Origin of the sequence: Corynebacterium endometrii (assembly GCF_004795735.1) — a bacterium.
Taxonomy (GTDB): Bacteria; Actinomycetota; Actinomycetes; order Mycobacteriales; family Mycobacteriaceae; genus Corynebacterium; species Corynebacterium endometrii.
In genome coordinates, this window is the sequence record NZ_CP039247.1 from 342,597 (window position 1) to 366,546 (window position 23,950).

The window sequence follows — 23,950 nt, forward strand, 5'->3', positions numbered from 1 at the left end:
AAAACCCAGCGCACACTCACCCGGCCACCGGCCCCACTAATAGCGGGGAGCAGGGTGGCCGGGTTTCTCGTTGTCTGGCATGGTGGGGTCATGACAAAAATTGCAGTACTTGGAGGGGGCCAAATCGGCGAAGCGCTGATTTCCGGCCTGGTTGCATCCGGCTATGAGCCCGCTGACATCGTGGTCACCAACCGCAGGGCGGAGCGTAGCGAAGAATTGGCAAGCAGCTACGGGGTCAGCACTACCTCGGACAATCTCGCGGCCGTAGACGGCGCGGATTACGTCTTTGCGTGCGTCAAGCCGTACGCCATCGTGAGCCTGCTTGAGGAGGTTTCCGGATCCTTGGGCGTGGACACCACCGTGATTTCCCTTGCGGCGGGCGTGACGCTCGAAGCGATGGAGGTGGCGGCCGGGGAGGGCGTGCCCGTGGTCCGCGTTATGCCCAACACTCCGATGCTGGTGGGCAAGGGTATGTGCGCCGCAGCGGCCGGTGAGTCCGTGGAGGCGGAGCAGCTGGACGGGGTAGTAAAACTGCTTGAGGCCGTGGGTGAAGTGGTCGTGGTCCAGGAGAAGGACATGGACGCGGTGACGGCGCTTTCTGGTTCCTCACCCGCGTACTACTTCCTGGTGACCGAGGCGCTCATCGACGCCGGCGTGCAGCTTGGTTTGACGCGCGATGTGGCGGAGAAGCTGGCGGCGACCTCGGCAGCGGGCGCGGGCAAGATGCTTGCCGAGTCCGGCCGCGACGCCGGCACGCTGCGCGCCAACGTGACCTCCCCGGGCGGCACCACCGCCGCGGCGCTGAGGGAGCTCGAAGAATCCGGCATCCGTGGGGCGTTCTTCCGCGCGGCGCAGGCCTGCGCGGATCGCTCCGCCGAGCTCGGCTAGTCCCTGACCCATGGGTCCCATAGGGCCCATAAGGGCCTACAGGGGCCTGTAAGGCAGCGCGTCTAAGCTCCCCGCCCACCCGCATAGGGTTTACCTGTGCTGGGGGCGGGGTTTTATCTTTAAGGCCGGGACTGCCGCCCGCGCCGCGAATTTCCCCTATCTGGGGGTAAAAAGTGGGTCGCGCGGAGGGGCGTGGGAAGGGGGTGGCCCGCGGTGGCCGGAGAGTGCTTGTGAACAGCTGTGTGGTCACTGTTAAAGCCGTGAATCAAATGCCTAGAGGAGTCACGTGTGAGAATTTTTAACACTTAAGTCGCAATAGTCACACGATTCACGCTAAACTCTTGTGGAGCACGTGCGTGTACGTCCTGTGGGAGGGGAAGCCTACAGCGCGCCTACGTGTTGAAGGGTTAGATAACTATGGCTAATGAAGAAAAGGGAACCTTCTTGACGGTTGCTGAGGTCGCTGACATGATGCGAGTCTCCAAGATGACCGTTTACCGTTTGGTTCACGCAGGCGATCTACCAGCGGTTCGCGTGGGGCGCTCATTCCGCGTCCACGAGAATGCTGTGAGCGAGTACCTTGAGAACTCCGTGTACGGAGTTGGCTAAGACCCGCGCTTTCCTATCGCCTCTTCGCAGCGCCTTCCACTGTTGAATCCACGGAGTGTGGGTTTGTGGTGGAAGGCGCTGCAGTCATTTGTTACCGCGCCTGGGTGGGGTGGTTCCTTGCCGGCTCCGCGGGTCCAATTTTTGAGGCGGGCCAGCCGCTGGGTAAGATGTAATCCATTCGTGCCGGCACTCGCCAGCAGTGCGAGCTTTGATCTCTGGTCTTTGTGGCCGTGAGTGGTGGCCCGCAGCCGCATTGAGTGCACCTTTGCGGCTACGTCCCGTGCGAGCGGGGTGGGGCTGAAGGCGCCGGCAGGTTAAGTACGTACTTCAATCTTTGAAAGGGGAGCCGTAATGGGTTCTGTTATTAAGAAGCGCCGCAAGCGTATGTCCAAGAAGAAGCACCGCAAGATGCTGCGCCGCACCCGCGTTCAGCGTCGTAAGCTCGGCAAGTAAAGCTTGCCCGCTGCCAGTCAGGCCGTGCCCGTCATCGCGATGGGCGCGGCCTGATTGGTGTTTTAGCGCGGCGGCTTGATGCTGATGCCGGCCTTGCGTAGCACGCGCCAGGACCCGTAGCTTGCGGCCGCGGTGGCCAGCGTGGGTACGCCGTAGGAGCGCACCGCGCGGCGCAGGGAGCGGTAATCGTGGACTAGCCAGCCCTCGTCGGCCGCAATTTCGCGGAGCCTGCGGTCAGGGTTGACGGCCACGGCAGAACCCACCATGGACAGCAGGGGGATGTCATTGGCCGAGTCGGAATACGCGGTGCACCGCGAGAGGTCTAGGCCCTCGAGCGTGGCTAGCGCCGCCACGGCATGCTTTTTGCCGGGGCCGTGGAGGATGTCTCCAACTAGCCGGCCGGTGAACCTGCCGTCCTTGACTTCGGCGACGGTGCCCAGCGCGCCGGTAAATCCCAGGCGTTTGGCGAGGATTTGCGCTAGGAGAACCGGGGTGGCGGTAACCAGCCACACCTGTTGGCCGGCGTCTAGGTGTGCCTGCGCCAACTCCTTGGTGCCCGGGTAGGCCTTATCCAACATCGAGTGGTCCACAATCTCTTCGCACAGGGCTACGAGTTCAGCTACGTCCCGGCCCTTGATGAATTCCAAAGCCTGGTTGCGCCCGCGGTGCACATCGCCCGCAATTTCCTTGCCTGAAACCCTGTATTTCAACTGCTTCCAGGCAACGGGGGCTATCTCGCCGAATCTCAGGTACCTGCGGCGGGCGAGGCCGTAGGCAAAGTCCACCAGGGAAGAGCCCTGGATGAGGGTGTTGTCCACGTCAAAGAATGCGGCGGCGCCGTGGTCCTGGGGGATGGCGGGATCGTGGGCATGCTTGCCGCCGGTGTGGGCGAAGATGGCCGCGACGGAGCTTAAGCCGGATGAATAGTCCTCAAGTTTCAGGCCAAAGAGCTCGCTGGCCGCGGCCGCGGCGGCCGCCTCGCCGGCCTCCCGCTGCTGGAACTCGCCCAGGGGAGCGGCGGCCCTGGTTTCCAAAAAGTTGCGCAGGTTGCCGCGGCTGGCGGACCAACTGGCCAGAAAGTCTATGGGGGACTCCGGCATAGGCGCAGGTTCAGGGCGATTATTCACGGTCGAACTTTCACAACTTCCTCCCCAAATTCCGGGGCAAGCGGTTGGCGGGCTGGGCGTCTCGGGTAACCTCACCATAGTAACGGCAGGGGCGCAGCCCAACTTGCCTAGCCCAACTGAGTCGAAAGGAGCCCGCAATGTCCCCAGCAGTTGAACTTATGGTGAGGCGGACCTGCGGCTCCTGCAAGCGCGTCCACGCCCAGATTGAACCGGTCGTGGCGCGTGCCGGTGCCACGCTCACCCTGGTTGACGTAGATAGTGACCCAGAGTTGGCTATGGAATATGGGGACCGCGTGCCCGTTGTAGTGATCGACGGCGAAGAGTTTGCGTGCTGGGAAGTCGATAATGATGAATTGGTGCGGGAGCTTGCGCGTTAATTAGTTCTTTAGCATCAAACCAAGTATTCTTTTGGTTGATTCGTATCAATCAAACGTTTGATAATCACGGTCTCGGGTTAGTTATAGCCGTTAGTTATTCCCTGGAGGTTTTATTCATGAGTGTGCTCGTCGTGGGCATGTCCCACCAGTCAGCGCCGGTGGCGTTGCTGGAGCGCCTGAGCATGGATGACGAGAAGCGAAACGCCACCTGCCAGGCGCTGGTTGAAACCGGCGCCCTGTCGGAGGCGATGATTATCTCCACCTGCAACCGCCTCGAGGTCTACGCCGTGACCAATTCATTCCACACCGGGGTGCAGGACGTGGTCAAAACGCTGGCGCGGTTGTCCAGCGAGGACGAGGCTAAGCTGCGCGGCTTCCTCTACGTCCGCTATGCGGATGCGGCCGCCGAGCATTTGATGGCCGTGGCCGCTGGCCTGGATTCCATGGTGGTGGGCGAGCAGCAAATCATCGGTCAGGTGCGCACCGCCTACCAGATGGCGTCAGAGATTGGCACCGCCGGCCAGCGCATCCACGCCCTGGCACAGGCCGCGCTTCACGCCGGCAAGCGGGTGCACGCCGAAACTGAGATTGATTCCGCCGGCGCCTCCATGGTTTCCTTCGCCTTCGATCAGGCGCTCACGGCCATGGGGCGCGAAAACCTGGAAGGCTCCACCGCGCTGGTTTTGGGCGCGGGCGCCATGAGTTCCCTGGCCGCCACCCATGCCGGACGCCTGGGCGTGGAGAAGCTGATCATTGCTAACCGCACCCGCGAGCGTGCGGAGCGTTTGGCTAGCCACGCGATCGAGGCGGGCGTGGCCGCGGAGGTTGTGGACTTCGCCGAGCGCGCGGAGGCGTTAAAAGAGGTAGACATCGCCATTTCGGCCACAGGCGCTGACACGTTTACAATCCGCCCCGATGACCTTCCGGCTAATCACCCGCTGATGCTGGTTGATCTGTCCCTGCCGCGCGATATTGATGACGCGGTGGCCCAGGTTCCCGGCGCCGATTTGGTCAACATTGAGCGCCTGTCCAAGTCCCTCCAGGCCGCCGATACCGAGGTGGCAGCGGGCACTAACCCGCACCTGGAAGCGCGCGCCATTGTCGATGAGGAGTTGGCCGCATACGCCTCCGCCGAGCGCGTGCGGGACGTGGTCCCGGCCGTGTCGGCGCTGCGGCGGCGCGCGGCTGACCTCGTCGAGTGCGAGGTGGGCCGTTTGTCCCACAAGCGCCCCGAGCTGACCGAGGAGCAGATCGCGGACGTGGCCCAGGCCCTTAAGCGCGTGGCGGATAAGATTCTGCACGAGCCAACCGTGCGCGCCAAGAAGCTGGCGGCTGACTCCGGCACGCTAAACAATGAGACCGCCCTGCAGGAACTCTTTGGCCTGCAGCTAGAAAGCACGGGCGTGTCCGTACCGGCAGACAAACTGCCCAAGGTAGCCCCGCGCGAACGATGAGATTGAAGGATTTTCCAAGATGAAGCCTCAGATGAAGATTGGTACCCGCGGCTCCAAGCTGGCCACCACCCAGGCCGGTCATGTGCGGGACTGGATCAATGAGCAGGGATTTAATACCGAATTACACATCGTGACCACCGCGGGTGACGTCAACATGGCGCCCGTGGAGCGCATCGGCGTTGGCGTGTTTACCACCGCCCTGCGTGAGGCGCTGGCGGCCGGGGAGTGTGACATCGCGGTGCATTCCTTCAAGGACTTGCCCACCGCGCCCGACGCCCGCTTCGAGCTCATCGTCCCCACCCGTGAGGACTCCCGTGAGGCGCTCATCGCCCGTGACGGAATGACCCTGGCGCAGCTGCCGGAGGGCGCCCGCGTGGGAACCTCCGCGCCGCGCCGCATCTCCCAGCTCAAGGCCATCCGCCCCGATCTGGATATCCGCCCGCTGCGTGGCAACATCGAAACCCGCATGGGCAAGATTGATTCCGGCGAGTTGGACGCGGTCATCCTGGCCTATGCCGGCCTGGTCCGCAACGGCTACGGGGATAAGGCAACCGAGGTCTTTGACCTGGATACCTTCATGCCGGCCCCCGCGCAGGGCGCCCTGGCCGTCGAGGCGCGGATCGATGATCCGGCAATCGAGGCTATCCGCAGCGTCCAAGACGCGGCCGCCCAATCCGCGGCGAATGCGGAGCGCACCGTACTTTCCAGGCTGGAGGCCGGCTGCACCGCGCCCGTGGGCGCAACGTCCCGCATTCGGGAGACCGCCAACGGCGCCGAGCTCACCGTCCGCGGCGGCGTCTTCGCCCTGGACGGCTCCACGCAGCTCATCAAGGAGGCCACCGGCCCGCTCGACCAGGCGGTCCAGCTGGGTGAGTCAGTCTCCGAGGCCCTCTACGCCGCCGGCGCCGCGGAGATCATCGCGGCGAAATAAGGACATTTTTGGTGCCGCGCATCGGGTGACTTAAGGTGTAGATACCATACGATCATTATGCGCGAATGATCCACCCCCTCTTAAGCCGTAACGCGGCGCCCCGGGACCGCACGTGTCCTGGGGTTTTGGGTGTTTAAAACCCGGCTCCTACAACCATCCCTGTGCGCGGCAAGGATTAGAAAAGACTGTCTGTCACTATGAGCAACGCCACCACGGATGCCCAGCTTCCCATGGGCAAGGTCATTTTCGTGGGCGCTGGTCCAGGAAACCCCGACCTGCTGACCGTGCGCGCCCGTGAGGTTTTGGCGCACAACGCTACGGCCATCGTTGACCCGGAGGTCCTAAGCGGCGTCACGGACATCGTGGGATCGGCGCTGCCGGTGCCCGAGGATCGCCTGGCCGCCTACGAGGCGCTGTACGCGCAAATGTGCGCGGACGCCAAGGCGCAGGGCGCGCGCCGCAAGCCACCCCGCCCGCAGGCGCCCACAGCGGCTAACGTGCACACAGCGTCGGACAATCCCGCGACGAACGTCCAGAACCTGTGCACCGCCGTAGAGGAGGCGTATGCGCAGGCGCTTGCCGAGGATCTCCCGCAGTCCCGCGACGTTATTCGTTTGGTCGCGGGCAACCCGCTCAACCGCGAATCCATCAAGCAGGAAATTGAGCAAATCGCCGCCACCGGCCTGGAGTTCCAGGTGGTTCCCGGTATGTCCCTGCCATCGACCGTGCCGTCTTTTGCCGGCCTGGCGCTTGGCTCGACCTACACGGCGGCGGACGTCACCGGCACCGATACGGACTGGGATAAACTGGCCGCGGCCACCATGCCGCTGGTGCTGCAGGCCACCGCCGAGGATCTGGCCGCGATCTCCAAGGAACTTACGTCCCGCGGCATGGGCAAGGACACCGTGGCATACGTGACGGTCCACGGCACCACCCGCCTGCAGCGCACGCACGAGACCACGCTGGGAACCCTCGGAAAGCTCAAGGCGGAGCTGGGCGGCCCGCTGGTGGTCACCCTCGGCCGCAGCTTCGATGACCGCTCCAAGTATTCCTGGTGGGAAAATCGGCCGCTCTACGGCTGGCGCGTGCTGGTCCCGCGCACCAAGGAGCAGGCGGCGTCTATGTCCGCCCGCCTGGCCTCATACGGCGCCATCCCGCAGTCCGTGCCAACCATCTCTGTGGAACCCCCACGCAACCCACAGCAGATGGACAAGGCCATCAAGGGCATCGTGGAGGGCCGCTACACGTGGATCATCTTTACCTCCGTCAATGCGGTCAACGCGGTGTGGAAGAAGATTTCCGCCCTCGGCCTTGACGCGCGCATCTTCGCCGGCGTGCAATTGGCCGCGGTGGGCACCAAGACGGCCGATGCCATCCGCGAAAAGGGCATGGTCCCTGAACTGCTGCCTAAGCCCAATAAGCAAAACGCCGTGGGCCTGGTGGAGGTCTTCCCGGAGTTTGTGGAGGGCATTGACGGCGTCGGACGCGTTTTGCTTCCCCGCGCGGACCTAGCCGGTGACTACCTGCCGGCCGCGCTGATCCAGCTGGGGTGGGAGGTTGATGACGTGGTGGCCTACCGCACGGTGCGCGCCGCGCCGCCGTCAGCCGAGGTGCGTGACGCGATCAAGACCGGTGGGTTCGACGCCGTGGCCTTTACCTCCGGTTCCACCGTGCGCAACCTGGTGGGGATTGCTGGAAAACCGCACAAGCGCACCATCATCGCGTGCATCGGGCCCTCCACCAAGGCAGCCGCGGAGGAGATGGGCCTGCGCGTCGATGTGGTCCCGGAGGTGGCGGACGTCCCGTCACTAATCGATGCGCTGGCCGAACACGTAGCGTCCCTGCGCGCGGCCGGAAACCTCCCCGCGCCGAGGAAGAAGCGCCGCAAGCGCCGTTCTAGCGCTGCTACGCTGGCAGAAGACTAAAATTTTCAACCCTAGGAGCTAGTTACATGAGCACCTTCCCGTCCCGCCGCCCGCGCCGCCTGCGTACCAACCCCGCCATGCGTGAGCTGGTTGCGGAAACAAACCTGCGCCCAGCGGACTTTATCCTGCCGATGTTCATTGCGGACGGCATTGACGAACCGCGAGAAATCAGCTCCATGCCGGGCGTTTACCAGCACACCGCCGACTCCCTAAAGCGCGCCGCCCACGAGGCGCTGGACGCCGGCGTGCGCTGCGTGGATTTGTTCGGTGTGCCCCTGGATGAGGACAAGGACGCCACCGGCTCCCAGTCCGCCGCGCGGGACGGCGTGCTCAACCGCGGCGTGGCGTTGCTGCGCGAGGAATTCGGCGACGATCTGCTGATTATGGCGGACACGTGCCTTGATGAGTTCACCGACCACGGTCACTGCGGCGCGCTATCCACCAACGATCGCGGGCAGGCCATCGTGGACAATGACGCCACTCTGCCGCTTTATGACGCCATGGCCGTAGCCCAGGCGGAGGCCGGGGCCCACATCGTTTCCCCGTCCGGCATGATGGACGGCCAGGTTGCCTCCATCCGCCGCGCCCTGGATGAGGCCGGCTTCCAGGACGTGGCCATCATGGCCTACTCCGCCAAGTACGCCTCCGCGTTCTACGGACCGTTCCGCGAGGCGGTTGGTTCCTCGCTGCAGGGGGACCGCCGCACCTACCAGCAGGATCCGGCCAACTTCCGCGAGTCCCTCTTAGAGGTGGACCAGGACATTGAAGAGGGCGCCGACTTTGTCATGGTCAAGCCCGCCCTGCCATACCTAGACGTGCTCTCGGCCGTGGCGGAGCGTTCCTCCGTGCCGGTTGCCGCGTACCAAGTCTCCGGCGAATACGCCATGATTTCCGCCGCCGGCCGCAACGGTTGGGTGGACCGCGACGCGGTGATGATGGAATCCCTAACCTCCATCAAGCGCGCCGGGGCGGACCAAATCCTGACCTATTTCGCCACCGAGGCCGCCCGCAAGCTAGCCCGCTAAACACAACCCTCTGGAGAGAACCTGCGTGACTACCCCGCCCAACCAGCCCGATAAGAAGCCAACGCTTAAAGAGGCGTCCAAGGCATCCACGGACGCCGCCGCCAAGCGCCCTGAGGCCGTCCAGTACATGCTGCTTATGTGGCTGGCAGCGCTCATCCTAGAGGGCTTCCACCAGCTGGTGTCCATCGCGTTATCCCTGCTCAATTCCGAGCAGCTCATGGCCACCGCACGCCGCGCCGCCGGGGACAATGAGGGGCTACCGGAGGTCAGCATCAAGATTGCGGCGTACGGCTCGGTGGCCTTGTCCTCCCTCATCGCCTTCGGCATCATCGCGCTGCTGGCGTATTTCCTGTCCCAGCTGGCGCGCAATTCGAATCGCGCGGGGCTTGGCCGCCGGATGTGGTTCGCGTTCTCCCTCTACTTTGGTTTCCGCATCATGCTGGTCTTCCTCGCTCGCCCGGCCGGCGCCAATGCGGAATGGCTCTTCGCCGCCGACGGCATGCTGCAGATCCTCATCGGCGTTGTAGCGCTCATGGGCCTGATGTTTTCCGTGAAGGAGGAAACGCTCAAGCACACCGGCGAGTGGGAGGAGATGAAAAAGCTTGAGGCCGAAGCCCGCCGGAAGGCGGAGGACAAGGCCAAGGAGCGCGCCGAAGAACGCCGGCGGGAAGAGGAGCGCCGCCGCGAGGACAGGCGCCGCGATGGCGCCCGTGGCCGGGGCGCGGAGGACCCCGAACGCGCTAAGGAAAACGCCCAGGATTAAAGCGGGGGCCGCGTCACTAACACCGGATCAAACTTTTGAACCATAATGGTTCATATGTCGCGACGTAATCTGACTTCTGCCCCCATTGTTGACGCCGCATGGGGCAAGACCCCATCCCGCCCGCCAGTCTGGTTCATGCGCCAGGCTGGCCGCTCTTTGCCCGAGTACCGCCAGGTGCGCGAGGGCATCGCCATGCTGGACTCCTGCTTCATGCCGGAGCTGCTGGCGGAAATCACCCTTCAGCCGGTCCGCCGCCACGACGTGGACGCGGCCATCTTGTTTTCTGACATCGTGGTTCCGCTCAAGGCCGCCGGCGTGGGCGTGGACATTGTCCCCGGCCGCGGCCCGGTGATGGATGCCCCAATCCGCAGCGCAGAGGACGTAAAGAACCTGCCCATCCTTGATTCGGACACCCCTGAGGTCGCCGCCGGAATCGGAATCATCCTTGATGAGCTCAAGGATTCCCAAGCCCTCATTGGTTTTGTGGGCGCGCCGTTTACCCTGGCCAGTTACCTTGTGGAGGGCGGGCCCTCCAAGAACCATGAACGGACCAAGGCGCTCATGCACGCCGAGCCGCAGCTGTGGCACGCGCTCATGGAACGCCTAGTGCCCACCATCATCCAGTTCCTGCGCATCCAGGTGGAAGCCGGCATTGACGCCATGCAGCTCTTCGATTCCTGGGCCGGCTACCTCTCGGAGGAGGACTACCGCGAATTTGTCCTGCCGTATTCCGCGCAGATTTTGGCCAGCGTGGAAGGCGAAATCCCGCGCATCCACTTCGGCGTGGGCACCGGCGAGCTGCTGGCGTCCATGGCGGAGGCGGGGCCGGAGGTCATGGGCGTCGATTACCGCGTCCGCATGTCCGACGCCGCCGCGAGGATCTCCGCTCGCCTTTCGGCCTGCGGTGCCGCGCCGCGCGCGCTGCAGGGAAACCTAGACCCGGCGCTGCTTTTCGCCGGCGAGGATCCGGTCCGCGCGGCGGTGCGCCGCATCAAGGGCGAGGTTAACGCCGCCGAGGCCGCCGGACATGCGCGAGGCCACATCTGGAACCTGGGCCACGGGGTGCTGCCCACCACGGACGCCGACGCTATTACCCGCGCAGTAGCCATCATTCACGAGGAAGGTTAAACCCATGCGTATTGCCATCATTGGTGCGGGCCTGGCGGGCCTGACCGCCGCATACGAAATTCACCGCGCGAACCCAGACATCCACGTCGATGTCTTCGAGGGTTCGGACCGCATTGGCGGCAAGCTGTACACCGTGCCGTTTAATGATGGCCCTACGGACATGGGCGCTGAGGCGTTTTTGGCGCGCCGCGTGGATGCGGTGGATTTCTTCAAGGAACTGGGCCTGGGGGATTCCCTGGTGGAGCCCTCCGGCATGGCCTCCTCCCTGTATTCCGGCGGCACGCTCCGCGCCATGCCCCGCGGCGGCGTGATGGGAATTCCATTTGAGTCCGCCGGACTTGAGGATGTGCTGCCGGCGGAGGTCTGCGCGCGCATTGACGCCGAGGGCGATTCCGAGGGCATCGATTGGACCCCTGGGCAGGACGTTTCCGTGGGTCAGCTGGTGGCGCAGCGCTACGGCAAGGAGGTCTCTGACCGCGTGGTCTCCGCGCTGCTGGGCGGCGTGTATTCCTGCAACGCCGAGGACCTGGGCTTGCGCGCCACCGTTCCGTTCCTCGCGTCCGCGCTGGACCGCCTGGCCGAGGCCGGCGAAAAGGTCACCCTTTCGCGCGCCGTGCGTGAGATGGTTGGCAAGCGCCAGCACGCCGTGGTGGGTGAGGAGAAAAAGGCCGCGGTCTTTAACTCCTTCAAGGGCGGCTACGCCGAGGCCTACGAGGCTCTCGCGGAACAGTGCGGCGCGGACATTCATATCGAGTCCTTCATCTCCGCGATCGAACCCGCCACCGGCGCGTCCGGGTTCAGGATTAAGGGCGGCGGCGAGGCGGCCCAGGAGCCGTTCGACCGCGTCCTCGTGGCCACCCCGGCGCCGACCACCGCGCGCCTGTTGTCCTCCGTCGCGCCCGAGGCCGCCCAGGCGCTCAAATCCGTCAAACTCGCCAGCTCCGCCGTGGTGGGCTTCCACTTCGATTCCGAGACGGACCCGGAGGGCAATTCGCTGCCTCGAAACTCCGGTATCCTCATCGCCGCCGATGAGCCGGACATGCGCACCAAGGCGTTTACCTTGAGTTCTAACAAGTGGCCACACGTAAAACAGCGCCTGGGGGAGGGGGCCTTAGTCCGGGCTTCCTTCGGCCGTTTCGGCGATGACGCCATTGTCCGCGCCGATGAGGATGACCTGGTGGACTACGCGCTCGACGATCTCAAGAAGATCACCGGCTTCGATGGCCGCGCCGCGGGTGTCTCGGAGATCTTCGTCCAGCGCTGGTTCGGCGGCCTGCCGCGCTTCGACGAGAAGCACCTGGCGACCGTCGCCGCGGTCCGCAGCGGCCTCGCCGGCGTAGACGGCATCGACGTGGCCGGCGCCTGGGCCGCGGGCGTGGGCGTGCCCAACATCATCCAGGACACCAAGGCCGCCGTGGCCCGCCTGCTCGAGGCGTAACCCGGCCGGAAACTCGCCGACGCGTCCCATCGAAAAGGCCGCCCACCCAGGAAAGGTGGACGGCCCAAAGGCTGCGGGTAGTTACTCCGCGGTTGGCTTGTTGCGGTGGACGAAGATGGATGAGAAGTCCTGGTTGCCGCGGCCGGCGGACTGCTGGGCCTCGAAGCGGCCGATTGCGGCCTCGACCGCGGGCAGCTTGTGCATGGAGGTCTCCACCATGAGCTTGGCGTCCTTGCACAGCGCGTCCACGGTGAAGTCACCGGGGTCCGTATCGCGCTCGCCCAGGACGAACGGCGCCTTCATGTTCTTCATGAATGCCAGGCCGGTGATGTCCAGCATCTTCAGCGTTTCCTCGTCACTTAGGCCCTCTGCCTCGCCCAGGCGCAGCGCCTCGAGGACGCCCTCCGCCATGGTGGCTAGCGCCAGGTTCGCTAGCAGCTTGCCGGTTGCGGCCTTGGCCGCGGAATCCACGCCAATCAGTTTTTCCGGCGCGGCCCATGGCTCAACGATCTTCAGCGCTAAGTCGCGGCGCTCAAGGTCCGCACCGCCCACGTACACACCCAGGGTTCCCTGGCGTGCGGGCCCCAGCGTTCCGACGACGGGCGCGTGCACATAACCCTCCACCGCTTCCGCAAACTCGCGCGCCGCGGCGGGGGAGACCGTGGTGGTATCGATCCAGGTCGTGCCGCCGGGGATAAGCCCGGGCTCGATGATGGCCTCACGGACGTCATCGGGGCCAAAGAGGGAGGAGATGACCACGTCGGCGCCTTCCACGGCCTCGGCGGCGGTGGCGGCCTGGGATGCTCCCTCGTCCACTAAGGGCTTCGCGCGCTCGGGCGTGCGGTTCCATACGGTGACGTCATGGTCTCGTAGCAGGTGACGGGCGAGTTCGGTGCCCATCCTTCCGGTTCCCAAAAATGATAGCTTCATGGTGCCAGTGTGCCAGAACTTTAGCGAACACGTAGAAGGAGATATTTATGTCTTGGTTGGTTCTACTTGCCTCCGGCGCCATGGAAGCGGTGTGGGCGGTGGCCCTCGACAAATCCGCCGGATTCACGAGGCTCTGGCCCTCCGTGGTTTTCGTAGTCGCCGCCTGCGCCTCCATGGGAGGGCTCGCCTGGGCGCTCAAATCCATCCCGGTGGGTACCGGATACGCGGTCTGGGTGGGCGTGGGCGCCACGATGACCGTTATCTATTCCTTCGCCACGGGCGAGGAACCGGTAACGGTGCTCAGGCTATTGTTCCTCATCATGATCGTTGGCGGCATCGCGGGCCTTAAATTCGTCAGCTAGGAACCTCGGGGTTAGCCCACGCGGATGACAATCGGCCCGTCCCACCACGGCTCAGGCTTGGGCAGTTCCGGAAGGCGTGGCAGCGGCGCGGGCGCCGGCGGCTTAGGTGGCGCCGGCCGAGGCGCCGGCCGCGGGGCGGGCGCGGGGGCTGGTTCCGGCGCTGGTGCCGGCTGCGGAGCCGGTCGAACTGGCGCCGGCCGCGGGGCCTGCTGGACCGGAGCTTGTTGAGCCGGTGCTTGCTGAGCCGGTGCTTGTTGAACCGGTGCCGGCTGCGGGGCGGGTTGCGGCGCCGGGGTGGGGCGCGAGGTTGAGGTGGCCGGGGTAGACGCGGGCGGGGTAGACGTGGGCGGTGAAGAACTGGTGCCCGGCTCAACCGTGCGCGGTTTGGGGGAAACGGTGGGCTGCCACGCGCCGAATTGGCTGGTGGTCTCCACCGCTTGGGGCTCCGGCGGAGCCGGCGGCGAGCACGCACTTAAGACGGCCGCGGAAAGTATCACAGGTATCGCTGCAGAAAACTTCATTGGTCCCCCAATTATCCCCTCGATGCTGCAGGTGATTCTAGCCCACGCCCGCCCCGCGCGCGAGCATGTCCAACTTTTGTATAGCCCGTAAATCCGTACAATGTAGCGTATGTCTAATACCAGTCCCGTAACCTCTCAGTCCGCCCAGTGGTTTGACCGCGCAACCCACATCACTCCCGGCGGCGTGAATTCGCCGGTGCGCGCCTTTGGCTCCGTGGGCGGCCAGGCCCGCGTCGTGGCGCGCGGTAAGGGCTCCCGCCTGTGGGACGTGGACGGAAATGAGTATGTTGACCTGGTTGGCTCCTACGGCCCGATGATCCACGGCAACGCCCACCCGGAGATCGTAGAAGCCGTTAACAAGGCGGCGGTGGACGGCCTGTCTTTCGGCGCGCCAACCGTCAATGAGACGCTGCTGGCCGAGGCCGTGGCGGCGCGCACCGCCGTGGATAAGGTACGCCTGGTCAATTCCGGCACCGAGGCCACCATGACCGCGGTGCGTCTGGCCCGCGGTTACACCGGCCGCGCGAAGATCCTGAAATTCGACGGATGCTACCACGGCCACGTGGACGCGTTGCTGGCCGCCGCCGGTTCCGGCGTAGCGACCCTGGCGCTGCCCGATTCCCCGGGCGTTACCGGCGCGTCCGCCGCGGATACCATCGTGGTCCCTTACAACGATATCGAGGCGGTAAAGCAGGCGTTTGCGGACAACCCGGGCCAGATCGCCGCCATCATCACCGAGGCGGCCGCCGGCAACATGGGCACCGTCGCCCCGGCGGAAGGCTTTAATGCGGCGCTAAAGGAGATAGCGCACGCCGACGGCGCGCTGCTGATTCTCGATGAGGTGATGACCGGCTTCCGTACCTCCTACAAGGGCTGGTACGGCGTCGACGGCGTGGCCGGTGACTTGGTGACCTTCGGCAAGGTCGTCTCCGGCGGCCTGCCGGCCGCAGCCTTTGGTGGCCGGGCAGAAATCATGGATTACCTCGCGCCCTCGGGCCCCGTGTACCAGGCGGGCACCCTGTCCGGTAACCCGGTGGCCATGGCTTCCGGCCTCAAATCCCTGGAGCTGGCCACCGAGGACCTGTATCCACGCCTCGAGGCCCACGCCGACCGCCTGGCGTCGCTCATCTCCGCGTCGCTGGATGCGCAGGGCGTGGCGCATAACATTCAGCGCGCGTCCACGATGCTTTCCATCCGCTTCGCCGAGGGCCAGGGCACCAACTTCGAGGAGATGAAGGCGGCGGATACGTTCCGCTTCGCCCCGTTCTTCCATGAGCTGCTGGCCGGCGGCGTGATGGTCCCACCGTCCGCATTTGAGACGTGGTTCGTCTCCGATGCCCTAACGGACGCTGACTTCGAGGTCATCGAGGCGGCCCTGCCGGCGGCTGCTCGGGCCGCCGCTGAGGCGGCGTCGGACGAGGCGGTGCGCTAAGCATGAGCACCACCATCGTTCACCTGGTCCGCCACGGTGAGGTCCACAACCCCGACCGGATCCTCTACGGCCGCATCCCGGGCTACCACCTGTCCACGCGCGGCCACCAGATGGCGGCGCGCACGGCGGAGTCCTTCCGCGGGCATGACGTAACTTTTCTCGCGGCCTCCCCGCTCCAGCGCGTGCAGGAGACCGCGCAGCCCATCGCCAAGGTCACCGGCCTGGACGTGGTTACGGACAAGACCCTCATCGAATCCGGCAACCGCTTTGAGGGCCTGCACGTCAAGGGTTTGCGCTCCGCGCTGTGGAACCCAACCCGCTGGCCGCTGTTAAAGAACCCGCTGCAGCCGAGCTGGGGCGAACCGTTTACGGAAATAGCGGACCGCATGATGAACGCCGTGGAACGCGCGCGCGTGGCTGCGGAAGGCCATGAGGCCATCTTGGTATCCCACCAGCTGCCAATCGTGATGGTGCAGCGCACCGCGATGGGGCTGAAACTCCCGCACGCGCCATGGAACCGCGAGTGTGACCTAGCCTCCGTGACGTCCCTGCTGTTTAAGGGCGATGAACTAACTGACATCTTCTACTCTTCACCAGCTCATGAAATCTAAGCGAATCACCACCGCCGCCCTCCTCGCGTCCGCCGCTGTATTCACCGCGGCCTGCGGCCAGAGCGAAGAGGCCGCACAAAACGCCGTGGCCGTGGGCGGCACCTTTGACTTTGTCTCCCCGGGCGGGGAGACGGAAATCCGCTACGCCCCCGAGGACCGCGCGCCGCTGCCGGAGTTTTCCGGCGAGTCCCTCATGGAAGAAGGCGCCACGGTCTCCCTGTCCGATTTCGACGATCAGATAGTGGTTCTTAATTCCTGGGGCCAGTGGTGCGCGCCGTGCCGCGCGGAGGCGGATGACCTCCAGCGCATCCAGGAAAAGATGCAGGCTGATGGCTCCGGCACGGTGCTGGGCATCAACGTCAAGGACTACAACCGCCAGATCGCCCAGGACTTTGTCCTGGACAACGGCCTGGAGTACCCGTCCCTCTATGACCCGCCGTTCCGCTCGGCGGCGGCCCTGGGTGGTGTGCCTACGTCCGTGGTGCCCACCACCATCGTGCTGGACAAGCAGCACCGGCCGGCCGCGGTATTCCTGACGGAAATCACGGATACCAAGATCCTCGACGTGGTTGAGGAGTTGAAGAAGGAAGCGTGAGCCCTCAGCTAATCCTGGCGCAGGCGGACGTCGCCTCCTCCTTTGCCGACGCCGCCCTCGCCGGCCCCATCATCCTCGCCCTGCTCGCCGCCGCGGCGGCGGGCTTGGTTTCCTTCGCCTCGCCGTGCGTAGTGCCGCTGGTGCCCGGCTACATTTCCTACCTGGCCAGCGTGGTTGGCGGGGAAGTAAGCTACGACAGTGAGCTAGGCACCACCGTGGGCAAACGCCGCCAGTGGGCGGTGGTGGGCGCGGCCCTGCTGTTCATCGCGGGCTTTACCGTGGTCTTCGTGCTGGCCACGGTGTCCGTCTTCGGCGCGATTTCCGCGCTGCAGCTCAACGCCGAATTGCTCATGCGCCTCGGCGGGGTGGTGACCATCCTGATGGGCATTGTGTTCCTGGGCGCCATCCCGGCGCTGCAAAGGGATACCCGCATGGCGCCGAAGCGCTGGACCACCTGGCTGGGCGCGCCGCTGCTGGGCGGCGTGTTCGCGCTGGGCTGGACCCCGTGCCTTGGGCCTACGCTGGCGGCCATCATTTCCGTCTCGGCCGGCACCCAGGGCATGACCGCCGCGCGCGGCACCGTGCTCATCATCGCCTATTGCCTTGGCCTGGGCCTGCCGTTCCTGCTGGTGGCTTTGGGTTCGGCCCGCGCCATGCGTACCATCAGCTGGGCCCGCAAACACTCCCGCACCATCCAAATCATTGGCGGGATCGCCATGATCGCGGTGGGTATCGCCCTTCTCACCGGCGCGTGGGCGTACTTTATCAACTGGATTCAACAATGGACCGTGGAATACGGCGCAACGCTGCTCTGAGTGCCCAGGGGCACCTAGAGCTTTGAAGGAGAATCACTCATGCTTTGGCTCAAACGCGCGTGGCATTGGCTAACGTCTATGCGAACCGCTCTGGCGCTTCTATTCCTGCTGGCCCTGGCCGCCATCCCGGGCTCGCTGCTGCCGCAGCGCCAGCTCAACCAGTCCAACGTGGATGACTACATTGCCCAAAACGGCAAAGTGGCTGAGATTTATGACAAGCTTCAGCTCTTTGACGTGTTTTCCTCCACCTGGTTCACGGCCATTTTCGTGCTGCTGACCGTCTCCCTGGTGGGCTGCATCCTGCCGCGCTCGTGGGACCACTACAAGGCATGGAAGACCCCGCCCACCAAGGCCCCGCGCTTTTTGGCGAAGATGCCGCTGCACGCCACCGGCACGTCTGAGCATAGCTTCGAGGAGACCCAGGCCCGCGCCAAGCAGATTTTGGGAAAGTGGCGCGTCGCCGAGTACCAGCCCGATGAAGACCGCGCGGGAGTCTACTCAATCTCCGCCGAGCGCGGCTACGCGCGCGAGCTGATGAACCTCATCTTCCACATTGGCCTGGTGGCCATGCTGGTGGCCGTGGCCGCCGGCCGCCTCTTCTACTACGAGGGCATGGTCATCGTGGTCACGGAGTCCGGCTCCTATGAGGACGCCACCGCCGTGGAGCAGTCCACGGAGTTTTGCAATACCTCCCCGTCCAACTTTGACTCCTTCCGGGCCGGCCGCCTGGTTGATGGGACGGAGCTTAATCCGTTCTGCATCGTGGCCCACGATTTCACCGCGGACTACCTGCCTAACGGCCAGGCGGAGATGTTTACCTCCAACGTGTCCTACGCGCAAGGCGATGCCATTCTGTCCGATCCTTCCACCTGGGAGGATTACGAGCTGAAGGTCAATCACCCGCTGCGCATCGCCGGCGACCGCGTCTACCTGCAGGGCCACGGTTTCGCGCCGACGGTCACCGTTGAGTGGCCCAACGGCGAATCCCGCACCCAGACACTGCAGTTCCGCCCGGATGACTTGGTGAACTTCCTCTCCTCCGGCGCGATGCGCTTCGATCCGCCGGCCGGAATGTACCCGGACCTGTATGAGAGGCGCCAGAACCAGATCGCGATCCAGGGCCTGTTCGCACCAACCGCCCAGTGGGCCGGAGAGAACGGCGAGCTGCTCCAGTCCGGTTTCCCGGCCATGACTGACCCGGCGCTGGCCATCGACATCTACCGCGGCGACGCTGGCCTGGACACCGGTTCCCCGCAGTCCATCTTCTCCCTGGACGCGTCGCTGCTGCATTCCGGCGCGTTGCAAAAGATTGACCGCGTGAACCTGATGCAGGGCGAAAGCGTCACCCTCGATGACGGCACCACCGTCACCTTCAACGGCGCCTCCGAGTTCGCTAACTACCAGGTCTCCCACGACCCGGCCCAGCTCTGGGTGCTAGTTTCAGCGCTGGTCATGCTTTCCTCGTTGGTGGGTTCACTGCTGATTAAGCGTCGGCGCGTGTGGATCCGCCTGGAGCCTCTTAGCGACGGCCGCACGGCCGTGACCATGGGCGGGCTTGCCCGCACGGACCGCGCTGGCTGGTCCGAGGAATTCGATGAGCTCTACCGCGAACTGCTCGAATTGCCGGACCCGGACGAGGTTGAGGAAGACGAGCTCTACGTCCACGATTAGCCAGCCCGGACGCGTCCTCCGAAAGTTTGATACCCCGCTGTGGACGGAGTAGGGTGAAGGTCAACTTTAACCCTTTTAACCTCACTGTTCGGAGCGGAGACATCCATGCTGGCTATCGACCAGAACCTCTCTAACTTCTCAGACATTGCAGTGCTGACCGCCGCGGTTATCTACACCGTGGCGCTGTTTATGTCGATGGTTTATTACGTGCGCATCCAGGCCGTCATTGACGCCCGCCGAGTGCAGGTCAAGCAGAAAGAGCTCGTGGGCGCCGGCGCCCCAATAGAGACCCGCTCCGAATACGAGGAGCCCGTCGATTCCGAGGCCGTCGCGAAGCAGGAGCGCTTCGTCGAAAGGCTCGGCGGAATGCTGCAGTCGCTGATCTGGCTGGGCATCGCCATCCACGTGGCGGGCTGCGTGCTGCGTGGCCTGGCCACCGGCCGCTTCCCGTTCGGCAACCTGTATGAGTACGCGCTGATGATTACCGCCGGGGCCATGCTGGTCGCCGCTATTTTCATCCAGCGCAAGGAACACCGCACGCTGTGGCCGTGGCTGCTCGTGCCGATCCTGGCCCTGGTCTTCTACGCCTACACCGTGCTCTATGCGGAATCCGCCCCCGTGGTTCCCGCGCTGCAGTCCTACTGGCTGCCCGTGCACGTGACCACGGTGGCGCTGGGCGGGTCCATCGGCATCTTCTCCGGTATCGCCTCCGTCCTGCACCTTTTGCGTGAGAGCCAGCCGAAGGGCCGCGAGCACGGATTCCTTGGCAAGCTCGCCAAGCCTTTGCCGTCCGCCAAGAAGCTCGATCAGCTGGCGTACCGCACCGCGGTCATCACCTTGCCGACGTTGGGCCTGGGCATCGTCCTCGGTGCTATCTGGGCCGAGTCCGCCTGGGGCCGCTTCTGGGGTTGGGATCCTAAGGAAACCGTGTCCTTTGCCACCTGGATCCTCTACGCGGCGTACCTGCATGCGCGCGCCACCCCATCGTGGCGTAAGGCCGCGCCGTGGATCAACGTGATTGCGCTGGCCACGATGGTCTTCAACCTCTTCTTTATCAACATGGTCGTCTCCGGCCTGCACTCCTACGCAGGGCTCAACTAAGGGGCGGGGACGTGAGTGAGCACAACCGCACCCGAAACAAGCAGGGCAAACCGGCCGGGGACAACCCCGAACTAATCGAGATGGGCGCGGCCTTTGCCGCCCGACGCCGCGAGCTTGGAATCCTGCAGCAAGCACTGGCGGAAAACGCCGGAGTGTCCCGCTCTACCCTCCACACCATTGAGCATGGAGGCACGGGAGTGCGCTGGGAGAAGGTGGTGGCCGTCGCCGAGGCTTTAGGCCTCGAGATGACGTTCGTGCCTAAGAAGTAGGGCCCTTTTCATCCGGGTCCTGCCTGCGCTTGGCCTGCCGCCTTTTGGCTTCCTCCGCCTCGCGGGCCCGACGCTCCTTAAACCGCTGCTTCTCCAAGTTCCACAGGAATTCTTCATCATCATCAGGGCCCTTAATTTGGCGCGGCTGCTGCTGGGGGCCTACTTGGTTGGCTTTCCATGTGCCCGGCCCGAAGGCCTTCCAGAGCAAAACGGCGGCGAGGATAAACAGCGCGGCTAGAAGAATCTTTCCCATGCCCACCATGATACGGATTCCAACTTTCGTTTGAGTAGACTAGTTCGGGTGAGTGAAATTCAAGAGCCAAAAGTCGATCCTGAGCTGAAGAAGTCCTCCCGCATCGCCGTGATCAAGTACGGCCTGGCGCGGCTGGTGCTGTTCATCGCCCTGACGGTCATCATCCAGGCCATCGCCATGGCCATCGATGCGCCGATCCCGTTGCCGTTCTCCGCCTTCCTGGCGCTGTTCGTTGCGCTGCCTTTGTCCATGCTCATCTTCACCTCGTGGCGCATGGAGGCTACCTCTTCGTTGGCGGAGCTTTCCCGCCAGCGCCGTGAGCATAAAGAGTGGGTCCAGCGCGAACTGTCCGGCCGCTAGGCTCCATACCTGTGGATAGCCGTCACCCGTTCGGGGGAGCGCGGGTTGGTTATCCACAGCCGGCGTGTTGGGGTCTTTTGTTGGTGGGTGGTGGGTGTTTAGGGTGCGGGCATGGACACGTTAGAAGGCCTTTTTAGGCAATTATCGCGGGGTATAGAATTAATCAGCCTGGTCGAGGGCGCTAGCCCGGCAGATCTCGCCGCTTTGGGTGCCAGCGGTGAGGATGCTAAGGACTACGCCCACCTGTGGCAGGTTTATTTTGGGCCCACCGGCTCCACGCGCAAGCAGGCCGCCGCCCGGGACGCGGCGATAACCCGGGGCTTAAGCCTTGCCGATTTGCGCACCATTGAACGGTTCGTGCGCAGGATTAAAGACCACAACAAGGCCTGGGATCTGCGCGTAGAACTTGCCTCTATCGCCCCGGGGGAGATTGTGCGCACCGGCCGCAGGCGGGTTAAAGAACTTGTCCCGCCTAAGCGCAAGCAGCCGGGTACTAGGCTGCGCAGGTCTGCTGACGGGATGTGGGATATCCGGATTACCGGCCCGTCGGAGACGATTGCCGATATCTATTCTGGCCTCGACGGGACGTTGGAGGCGTTTACGCGGGCGTATTTCACCGGCACCGGGCATAACACTGTGGTGACTAACGTGGTAGTCCAGCTTGATGAGTTAGACAAGATCATCGCCGGTGAGGGCGATGAGGTTATCTTGCAGTTAACGAACGGGGCGACGATGACGGGTGCGCAGTTTTTGCAGCGTCGGTTGGCCGGTTATGCCTATTTCGGTCTTTTTCATCCCCTTGAAGGCCCGGTCAATGCCTACCGCACGCAGCGGTTGGCGAATTTTAAACAGCACGTCTTAGCGGCGATGGAAAACCCGGTGTGCGCGTGGCCGGGGTGTTTGCGTGGGGCCGATGAATGCCAGGCCCATCACATCGATGCGTACGGCGACGGCGGGGATACCAACTCGCCGAACCTGGCTAAATTGTGCGGCTACCACAACGGGGTTAATGAGGACGGGGTGGACATTCCTACCCGTCGCGGCAAAATCATCCGCCGGCGCGGGGCCACCTGTTGGCTGGCACCCCACGCCAGGGCCTGCATCCCCACCGGCATGTATGTGGTCTAACGGCCGAAGGCTAGCGCGATGATCAACATCACGGGCAAGGAAGCGAAGGTGGTGATAAATACGGTGTCCCTGGCCACGGTCTGGCCCTTGTCGAAGGTAGCCGCGTAGTTATACACATTCTGCGCGGTGGGCAACGCCGCCAAAATCACGGCGGTGTATACGAGGTCCTCGTCAAGCCCCATCAGCGTTGCACACGCGAATGCGGCTAGCGGCATGCCCACGAGTTTCAACGCGGTCGCGGCAAAGACCTGCGGCCGGGCGGACCTGTCGCTGAGCACGGCGGAGGTTTTCAGCGATGCCCCAAAACTCATGAGGATCATGGGGATGGAGGCACCGCCGAGCAGCGAGATGGGTTCCATGATTGGCGCCGGCACCGTCCAGCCCATCAGCGCCACGGTCAAGCCCAAGAAGGAGGCCACCACGACAGGGGACAGCAGGGCGTTTTTAAATACCGCGCCCCAGCTGCCGCTGCCCAGCGCGCCCAGGATAAAGGGCGTGAAGACAATCATCTGGATGAGCATCATCGGCACCACCCAGGTGGCCTCGCCCACAACATAGATGGAGACGGGGAAGCCGATGTTGACGGAATTGAAGAAACCGGAGGCGGCCGCACCCGTGGCCATCACGGGTACCTCGTCGCGCCTAAATATTCCGCAATAGACTGCGGCCACCGCGACGGTCGCGATGACCAACGTGATGGTCACCGGGGAGAGGATAGTGCCTGGGTCAGCGGTGGCCACGGAACTAAACAGCAACGCCGGGGTGGCGGCGTAAAACGCCACCTTGTTGAACATCAAGCGCTCGCGGTCGGAGCGGATGATTCCTTTTACCGCCAGGATCCAACCTGTGAAGATGACGGCCAGGATGATGGCAAAGCCCGTGAGAACCCCGAGCACGCTACACCAACGCCACGGCTACAGCCTCGATGACCGCCCAAAGCAGCATCGCGCGCCCGGTCAACCCCAGCACCGGAATCAGGGCGCGTCCCTGCGCGCCGCCGCCCACGATGCGCACGGCCTTTAGCGCCAGCACCAGGTAAACCAGGCCGAAGTTCGCGGCCCAGGACCCAAACGCAATGCCGAGGGTGAGCGCCACCGGCGCCATCGCCAGCGCCGTAAACACCGCCCTGGCGCGGGCATCCCCGAGCCGCACCGCCAGGGTGATTTTGCCCGCCGCCTTGTCCGAGTCAATGTCCCGGATGTTATTGACCAGGTTCACGCCGGCGCTCATGCCGCCGACGCCCACGGCCAGCGCCAGGCCGGTCCAGCTAATCCGGCCCGCCTGCGTAAACTGCGTGCCGAGCACGGCAACCAGGCCAAAGAAGACGAATACCGCAACCTCACCCAGGCCGCGATAGCCGTAGGGGTTCTTGCCGCCCGTATAAAACCACGCGCCCGCGATGCACAGCGCACCGATGAGGATGAACCACCACGCGTTCGCCCAGAGGCTGAGGGCGATTCCTGCCACGCCCGCCATGGCAAAAGCGGCAAACGCGGCCATCTTGACGTGCTCCGGCTTGGCCAAACCGCCGCCGGTGAGGCGTGCGGGGCCGGTGCGGTCATCGTCGGTGCCGCGGATGCCGTCGGAATAGTCGTTTGCGTAGTTAACTCCCACGATCAGCGCCCAGGCCACGATCAAGGCCAATAACGCGCGGCCCGCATGCGCGCCGCCCACCGCCGCCGCGGCGCCCGTGCCGGCCACAACCGGGGCGAACGCGTTAGCCCACGTGTGGGGACGCGCGCCTTCTAGCCAATTAGATGCAGAACTCATAGTGGGACATACTA

Annotated in this window: 27 protein-coding genes; 22 read left to right on the forward strand and 5 right to left on the reverse strand. The window is 64.4% G+C overall.

Annotation, left to right across the window (positions count from 1 at the left end; all coding sequences use genetic code 11):
- The first annotated feature begins 90 nt into the window (after nucleotides 1-90).
- From proC to CENDO_RS01495, 3 genes are all read left to right on the forward strand, one after another.
- Complete coding sequence (gene proC / locus CENDO_RS01485; RefSeq protein WP_136140458.1) at nucleotides 91-888, forward strand: pyrroline-5-carboxylate reductase; 798 nt, start codon at nucleotides 91-93, stop codon at nucleotides 886-888.
- Nucleotides 889-1,305: 417 nt separating this feature from the next.
- Nucleotides 1,306-1,497, forward strand: coding sequence for a helix-turn-helix domain-containing protein (locus CENDO_RS01490; RefSeq protein WP_136140459.1), 192 nt, complete (start codon nucleotides 1,306-1,308; stop codon nucleotides 1,495-1,497).
- A 351-nt stretch (nucleotides 1,498-1,848) separates the two neighbouring features.
- A complete protein-coding gene (locus tag CENDO_RS01495; RefSeq protein ID WP_003855542.1) occupies nucleotides 1,849-1,950 on the forward strand; it encodes a 30S ribosomal protein bS22 in 102 nt (33 codons plus the stop codon).
- Between the two features lie 62 nt (nucleotides 1,951-2,012).
- Here CENDO_RS01495 and CENDO_RS01500 read toward each other — a convergent pair whose 3' ends face one another.
- Complete coding sequence (locus CENDO_RS01500) at nucleotides 2,013-3,050, reverse strand: HAD family hydrolase (protein WP_136142089.1); 1,038 nt, start codon at nucleotides 3,048-3,050, stop codon at nucleotides 2,013-2,015.
- A 164-nt stretch (nucleotides 3,051-3,214) separates the two neighbouring features.
- Here CENDO_RS01500 and CENDO_RS01505 point away from each other — a divergent pair, with 164 nt between their 5' ends.
- The 8 genes from CENDO_RS01505 (at nucleotide 3,215) to CENDO_RS01540 (ending at nucleotide 12,118) form a co-directional block, all read left to right on the forward strand.
- Nucleotides 3,215-3,454, forward strand: a complete 240-nt coding sequence (locus CENDO_RS01505) for a glutaredoxin family protein (RefSeq protein ID WP_136140460.1) — start codon at nucleotides 3,215-3,217, stop codon at nucleotides 3,452-3,454.
- A 116-nt stretch (nucleotides 3,455-3,570) separates the two neighbouring features.
- Nucleotides 3,571-4,908 (forward strand): glutamyl-tRNA reductase, encoded by a 1,338-nt coding sequence (locus tag CENDO_RS01510; protein ID WP_136140461.1) that lies wholly within the window; start codon nucleotides 3,571-3,573, stop codon nucleotides 4,906-4,908.
- 19 nt (nucleotides 4,909-4,927) lie between these two features.
- Nucleotides 4,928-5,839, forward strand: coding sequence for a hydroxymethylbilane synthase (hemC, locus tag CENDO_RS01515; protein WP_246014329.1), 912 nt, complete (start codon nucleotides 4,928-4,930; stop codon nucleotides 5,837-5,839).
- A gap of 197 nt (nucleotides 5,840-6,036) precedes the next feature.
- Entirely contained in the window at nucleotides 6,037-7,764 is a 1,728-nt protein-coding gene (locus tag CENDO_RS01520) for a uroporphyrinogen-III synthase (RefSeq protein WP_136140462.1), read from the forward strand.
- Nucleotides 7,765-7,790: 26 nt separating this feature from the next.
- Nucleotides 7,791-8,789, forward strand: coding sequence for a porphobilinogen synthase (hemB, locus tag CENDO_RS01525; protein WP_136140463.1), 999 nt, complete (start codon nucleotides 7,791-7,793; stop codon nucleotides 8,787-8,789).
- 25 nt (nucleotides 8,790-8,814) lie between these two features.
- Nucleotides 8,815-9,552 carry a hypothetical protein gene (locus CENDO_RS01530; protein WP_210726554.1) on the forward strand — a complete coding sequence of 246 codons (738 nt, stop codon included), beginning with the start codon at nucleotides 8,815-8,817 and terminating at the stop codon, nucleotides 9,550-9,552.
- A 54-nt stretch (nucleotides 9,553-9,606) separates the two neighbouring features.
- Nucleotides 9,607-10,680 (forward strand): uroporphyrinogen decarboxylase, encoded by a 1,074-nt coding sequence (gene hemE / locus CENDO_RS01535; RefSeq protein ID WP_136140464.1) that lies wholly within the window; start codon nucleotides 9,607-9,609, stop codon nucleotides 10,678-10,680.
- A 4-nt stretch (nucleotides 10,681-10,684) separates the two neighbouring features.
- On the forward strand, nucleotides 10,685-12,118 hold the full coding sequence (locus CENDO_RS01540) for a protoporphyrinogen oxidase (RefSeq protein WP_136140465.1): 1,434 nt from the start codon (nucleotides 10,685-10,687) through the stop codon (nucleotides 12,116-12,118).
- Between the two features lie 81 nt (nucleotides 12,119-12,199).
- On the opposite strand, the gene CENDO_RS01545 is transcribed toward CENDO_RS01540, so the two are convergent.
- Nucleotides 12,200-13,048, reverse strand: a complete 849-nt coding sequence (locus tag CENDO_RS01545) for an NAD(P)-dependent oxidoreductase (protein WP_136140466.1) — start codon at nucleotides 13,046-13,048, stop codon at nucleotides 12,200-12,202.
- Nucleotides 13,049-13,095: 47 nt separating this feature from the next.
- Here CENDO_RS01545 and CENDO_RS01550 point away from each other — a divergent pair, with 47 nt between their 5' ends.
- The 9 genes from CENDO_RS01550 to CENDO_RS01595 all read left to right on the forward strand — a co-directional run bounded on the left by CENDO_RS01550 (nucleotide 13,096) and on the right by CENDO_RS01595 (nucleotide 20,425).
- Nucleotides 13,096-13,410, forward strand: coding sequence for a DMT family transporter (locus CENDO_RS01550; protein ID WP_136140467.1), 315 nt, complete (start codon nucleotides 13,096-13,098; stop codon nucleotides 13,408-13,410).
- A gap of 294 nt (nucleotides 13,411-13,704) precedes the next feature.
- Entirely contained in the window at nucleotides 13,705-14,022 is a 318-nt protein-coding gene (locus CENDO_RS01560; RefSeq protein WP_136140469.1) for a hypothetical protein, read from the forward strand.
- Nucleotides 14,023-14,040: 18 nt separating this feature from the next.
- Entirely contained in the window at nucleotides 14,041-15,363 is a 1,323-nt protein-coding gene (hemL, locus tag CENDO_RS01565) for a glutamate-1-semialdehyde 2,1-aminomutase (RefSeq protein ID WP_136140470.1), read from the forward strand.
- 2 nt (nucleotides 15,364-15,365) lie between these two features.
- Entirely contained in the window at nucleotides 15,366-15,974 is a 609-nt protein-coding gene (locus CENDO_RS01570) for a histidine phosphatase family protein (RefSeq protein WP_136140471.1), read from the forward strand.
- Nucleotides 15,964-16,569 (forward strand): TlpA family protein disulfide reductase, encoded by a 606-nt coding sequence (locus CENDO_RS01575; protein WP_136140472.1) that lies wholly within the window; start codon nucleotides 15,964-15,966, stop codon nucleotides 16,567-16,569. The genes CENDO_RS01570 and CENDO_RS01575 overlap by 11 nt, the downstream gene beginning before the upstream one ends.
- On the forward strand, nucleotides 16,566-17,384 hold the full coding sequence (locus CENDO_RS01580; protein WP_136140473.1) for a cytochrome c biogenesis CcdA family protein: 819 nt from the start codon (nucleotides 16,566-16,568) through the stop codon (nucleotides 17,382-17,384). The genes CENDO_RS01575 and CENDO_RS01580 overlap by 4 nt, the downstream gene beginning before the upstream one ends.
- 39 nt (nucleotides 17,385-17,423) lie before the next feature.
- Nucleotides 17,424-19,055: a cytochrome c biogenesis protein ResB gene (locus CENDO_RS01585; RefSeq protein ID WP_136140474.1), complete on the forward strand. Its 1,632-nt coding sequence runs from the start codon at nucleotides 17,424-17,426 to the stop codon at nucleotides 19,053-19,055.
- Between the two features lie 108 nt (nucleotides 19,056-19,163).
- Nucleotides 19,164-20,156, forward strand: a complete 993-nt coding sequence (gene ccsB / locus CENDO_RS01590) for a c-type cytochrome biogenesis protein CcsB (RefSeq protein WP_136142091.1) — start codon at nucleotides 19,164-19,166, stop codon at nucleotides 20,154-20,156.
- Between the two features lie 80 nt (nucleotides 20,157-20,236).
- Nucleotides 20,237-20,425 (forward strand): helix-turn-helix domain-containing protein, encoded by a 189-nt coding sequence (locus tag CENDO_RS01595; RefSeq protein ID WP_425456207.1) that lies wholly within the window; start codon nucleotides 20,237-20,239, stop codon nucleotides 20,423-20,425.
- Here the strand turns inward: CENDO_RS01595 and CENDO_RS01600 are convergent.
- Nucleotides 20,415-20,678 carry a hypothetical protein gene (locus CENDO_RS01600; RefSeq protein ID WP_136140476.1) on the reverse strand — a complete coding sequence of 88 codons (264 nt, stop codon included), beginning with the start codon at nucleotides 20,676-20,678 and terminating at the stop codon, nucleotides 20,415-20,417. The genes CENDO_RS01595 and CENDO_RS01600 overlap by 11 nt on opposite strands.
- Nucleotides 20,679-20,726: 48 nt before the next feature.
- On the opposite strand from CENDO_RS01600, the gene CENDO_RS01605 reads away from it, so the two are divergent.
- On the forward strand, nucleotides 20,727-21,038 hold the full coding sequence (locus CENDO_RS01605) for a DUF4229 domain-containing protein (protein WP_246014331.1): 312 nt from the start codon (nucleotides 20,727-20,729) through the stop codon (nucleotides 21,036-21,038).
- Between the two features lie 111 nt (nucleotides 21,039-21,149).
- Complete coding sequence (locus tag CENDO_RS01610; protein ID WP_136140478.1) at nucleotides 21,150-22,166, forward strand: HNH endonuclease signature motif containing protein; 1,017 nt, start codon at nucleotides 21,150-21,152, stop codon at nucleotides 22,164-22,166.
- Here the strand turns inward: CENDO_RS01610 and CENDO_RS01615 are convergent.
- Together CENDO_RS01615 and CENDO_RS01620 are read right to left on the reverse strand one after the other, a co-directional pair.
- On the reverse strand, nucleotides 22,163-23,062 hold the full coding sequence (locus CENDO_RS01615) for an AEC family transporter (protein ID WP_136140479.1): 900 nt from the start codon (nucleotides 23,060-23,062) through the stop codon (nucleotides 22,163-22,165). The genes CENDO_RS01610 and CENDO_RS01615 overlap by 4 nt on opposite strands.
- A 1-nt stretch (nucleotide 23,063) precedes the next feature.
- Nucleotides 23,064-23,936 carry a 1,4-dihydroxy-2-naphthoate polyprenyltransferase gene (locus CENDO_RS01620; RefSeq protein ID WP_136140480.1) on the reverse strand — a complete coding sequence of 291 codons (873 nt, stop codon included), beginning with the start codon at nucleotides 23,934-23,936 and terminating at the stop codon, nucleotides 23,064-23,066.
- Nucleotides 23,937-23,950 lie beyond the last annotated feature (14 nt).

Bases quoted from the DNA above. Each gene is read 5' to 3' on its own strand.
- CENDO_RS01540 (WP_136140465.1), top strand. From the start codon at position 10,685: ATGCGTATTGCCATCATTGGTGCGGGCCTGGCGGGCCTGACCGCCGCA.
- CENDO_RS01495 (WP_003855542.1), top strand. From the start codon at position 1,849: ATGGGTTCTGTTATTAAGAAGCGCCGCAAGCGTATGTCCAAGAAGAAG.
- CENDO_RS01490 (WP_136140459.1), top strand. From the start codon at position 1,306: ATGGCTAATGAAGAAAAGGGAACCTTCTTGACGGTTGCTGAGGTCGCT.
- CENDO_RS01550 (WP_136140467.1), top strand. From the start codon at position 13,096: ATGTCTTGGTTGGTTCTACTTGCCTCCGGCGCCATGGAAGCGGTGTGG.
- hemE (WP_136140464.1), top strand. From the start codon at position 9,607: ATGTCGCGACGTAATCTGACTTCTGCCCCCATTGTTGACGCCGCATGG.
- hemL (WP_136140470.1), top strand. From the start codon at position 14,041: ATGTCTAATACCAGTCCCGTAACCTCTCAGTCCGCCCAGTGGTTTGAC.
- CENDO_RS01520 (WP_136140462.1), top strand. From the start codon at position 6,037: ATGAGCAACGCCACCACGGATGCCCAGCTTCCCATGGGCAAGGTCATT.
- proC (WP_136140458.1), top strand. From the start codon at position 91: ATGACAAAAATTGCAGTACTTGGAGGGGGCCAAATCGGCGAAGCGCTG.
- hemC (WP_246014329.1), top strand. From the start codon at position 4,928: ATGAAGCCTCAGATGAAGATTGGTACCCGCGGCTCCAAGCTGGCCACC.
- CENDO_RS01510 (WP_136140461.1), top strand. From the start codon at position 3,571: ATGAGTGTGCTCGTCGTGGGCATGTCCCACCAGTCAGCGCCGGTGGCG.
- hemB (WP_136140463.1), top strand. From the start codon at position 7,791: ATGAGCACCTTCCCGTCCCGCCGCCCGCGCCGCCTGCGTACCAACCCC.
- CENDO_RS01595 (WP_425456207.1), top strand. From the start codon at position 20,237: ATGGGCGCGGCCTTTGCCGCCCGACGCCGCGAGCTTGGAATCCTGCAG.
- CENDO_RS01600 (WP_136140476.1), bottom strand. From the start codon at position 20,678: ATGGGAAAGATTCTTCTAGCCGCGCTGTTTATCCTCGCCGCCGTTTTG.
- CENDO_RS01570 (WP_136140471.1), top strand. From the start codon at position 15,366: ATGAGCACCACCATCGTTCACCTGGTCCGCCACGGTGAGGTCCACAAC.
- CENDO_RS01505 (WP_136140460.1), top strand. From the start codon at position 3,215: ATGTCCCCAGCAGTTGAACTTATGGTGAGGCGGACCTGCGGCTCCTGC.
- CENDO_RS01500 (WP_136142089.1), bottom strand. From the start codon at position 3,050: ATGCCGGAGTCCCCCATAGACTTTCTGGCCAGTTGGTCCGCCAGCCGC.
- CENDO_RS01545 (WP_136140466.1), bottom strand. From the start codon at position 13,048: ATGAAGCTATCATTTTTGGGAACCGGAAGGATGGGCACCGAACTCGCC.
- CENDO_RS01575 (WP_136140472.1), top strand. From the start codon at position 15,964: ATGAAATCTAAGCGAATCACCACCGCCGCCCTCCTCGCGTCCGCCGCT.
- CENDO_RS01585 (WP_136140474.1), top strand. From the start codon at position 17,424: ATGCTTTGGCTCAAACGCGCGTGGCATTGGCTAACGTCTATGCGAACC.
- CENDO_RS01610 (WP_136140478.1), top strand. From the start codon at position 21,150: ATGGACACGTTAGAAGGCCTTTTTAGGCAATTATCGCGGGGTATAGAA.
- CENDO_RS01620 (WP_136140480.1), bottom strand. From the start codon at position 23,936: ATGAGTTCTGCATCTAATTGGCTAGAAGGCGCGCGTCCCCACACGTGG.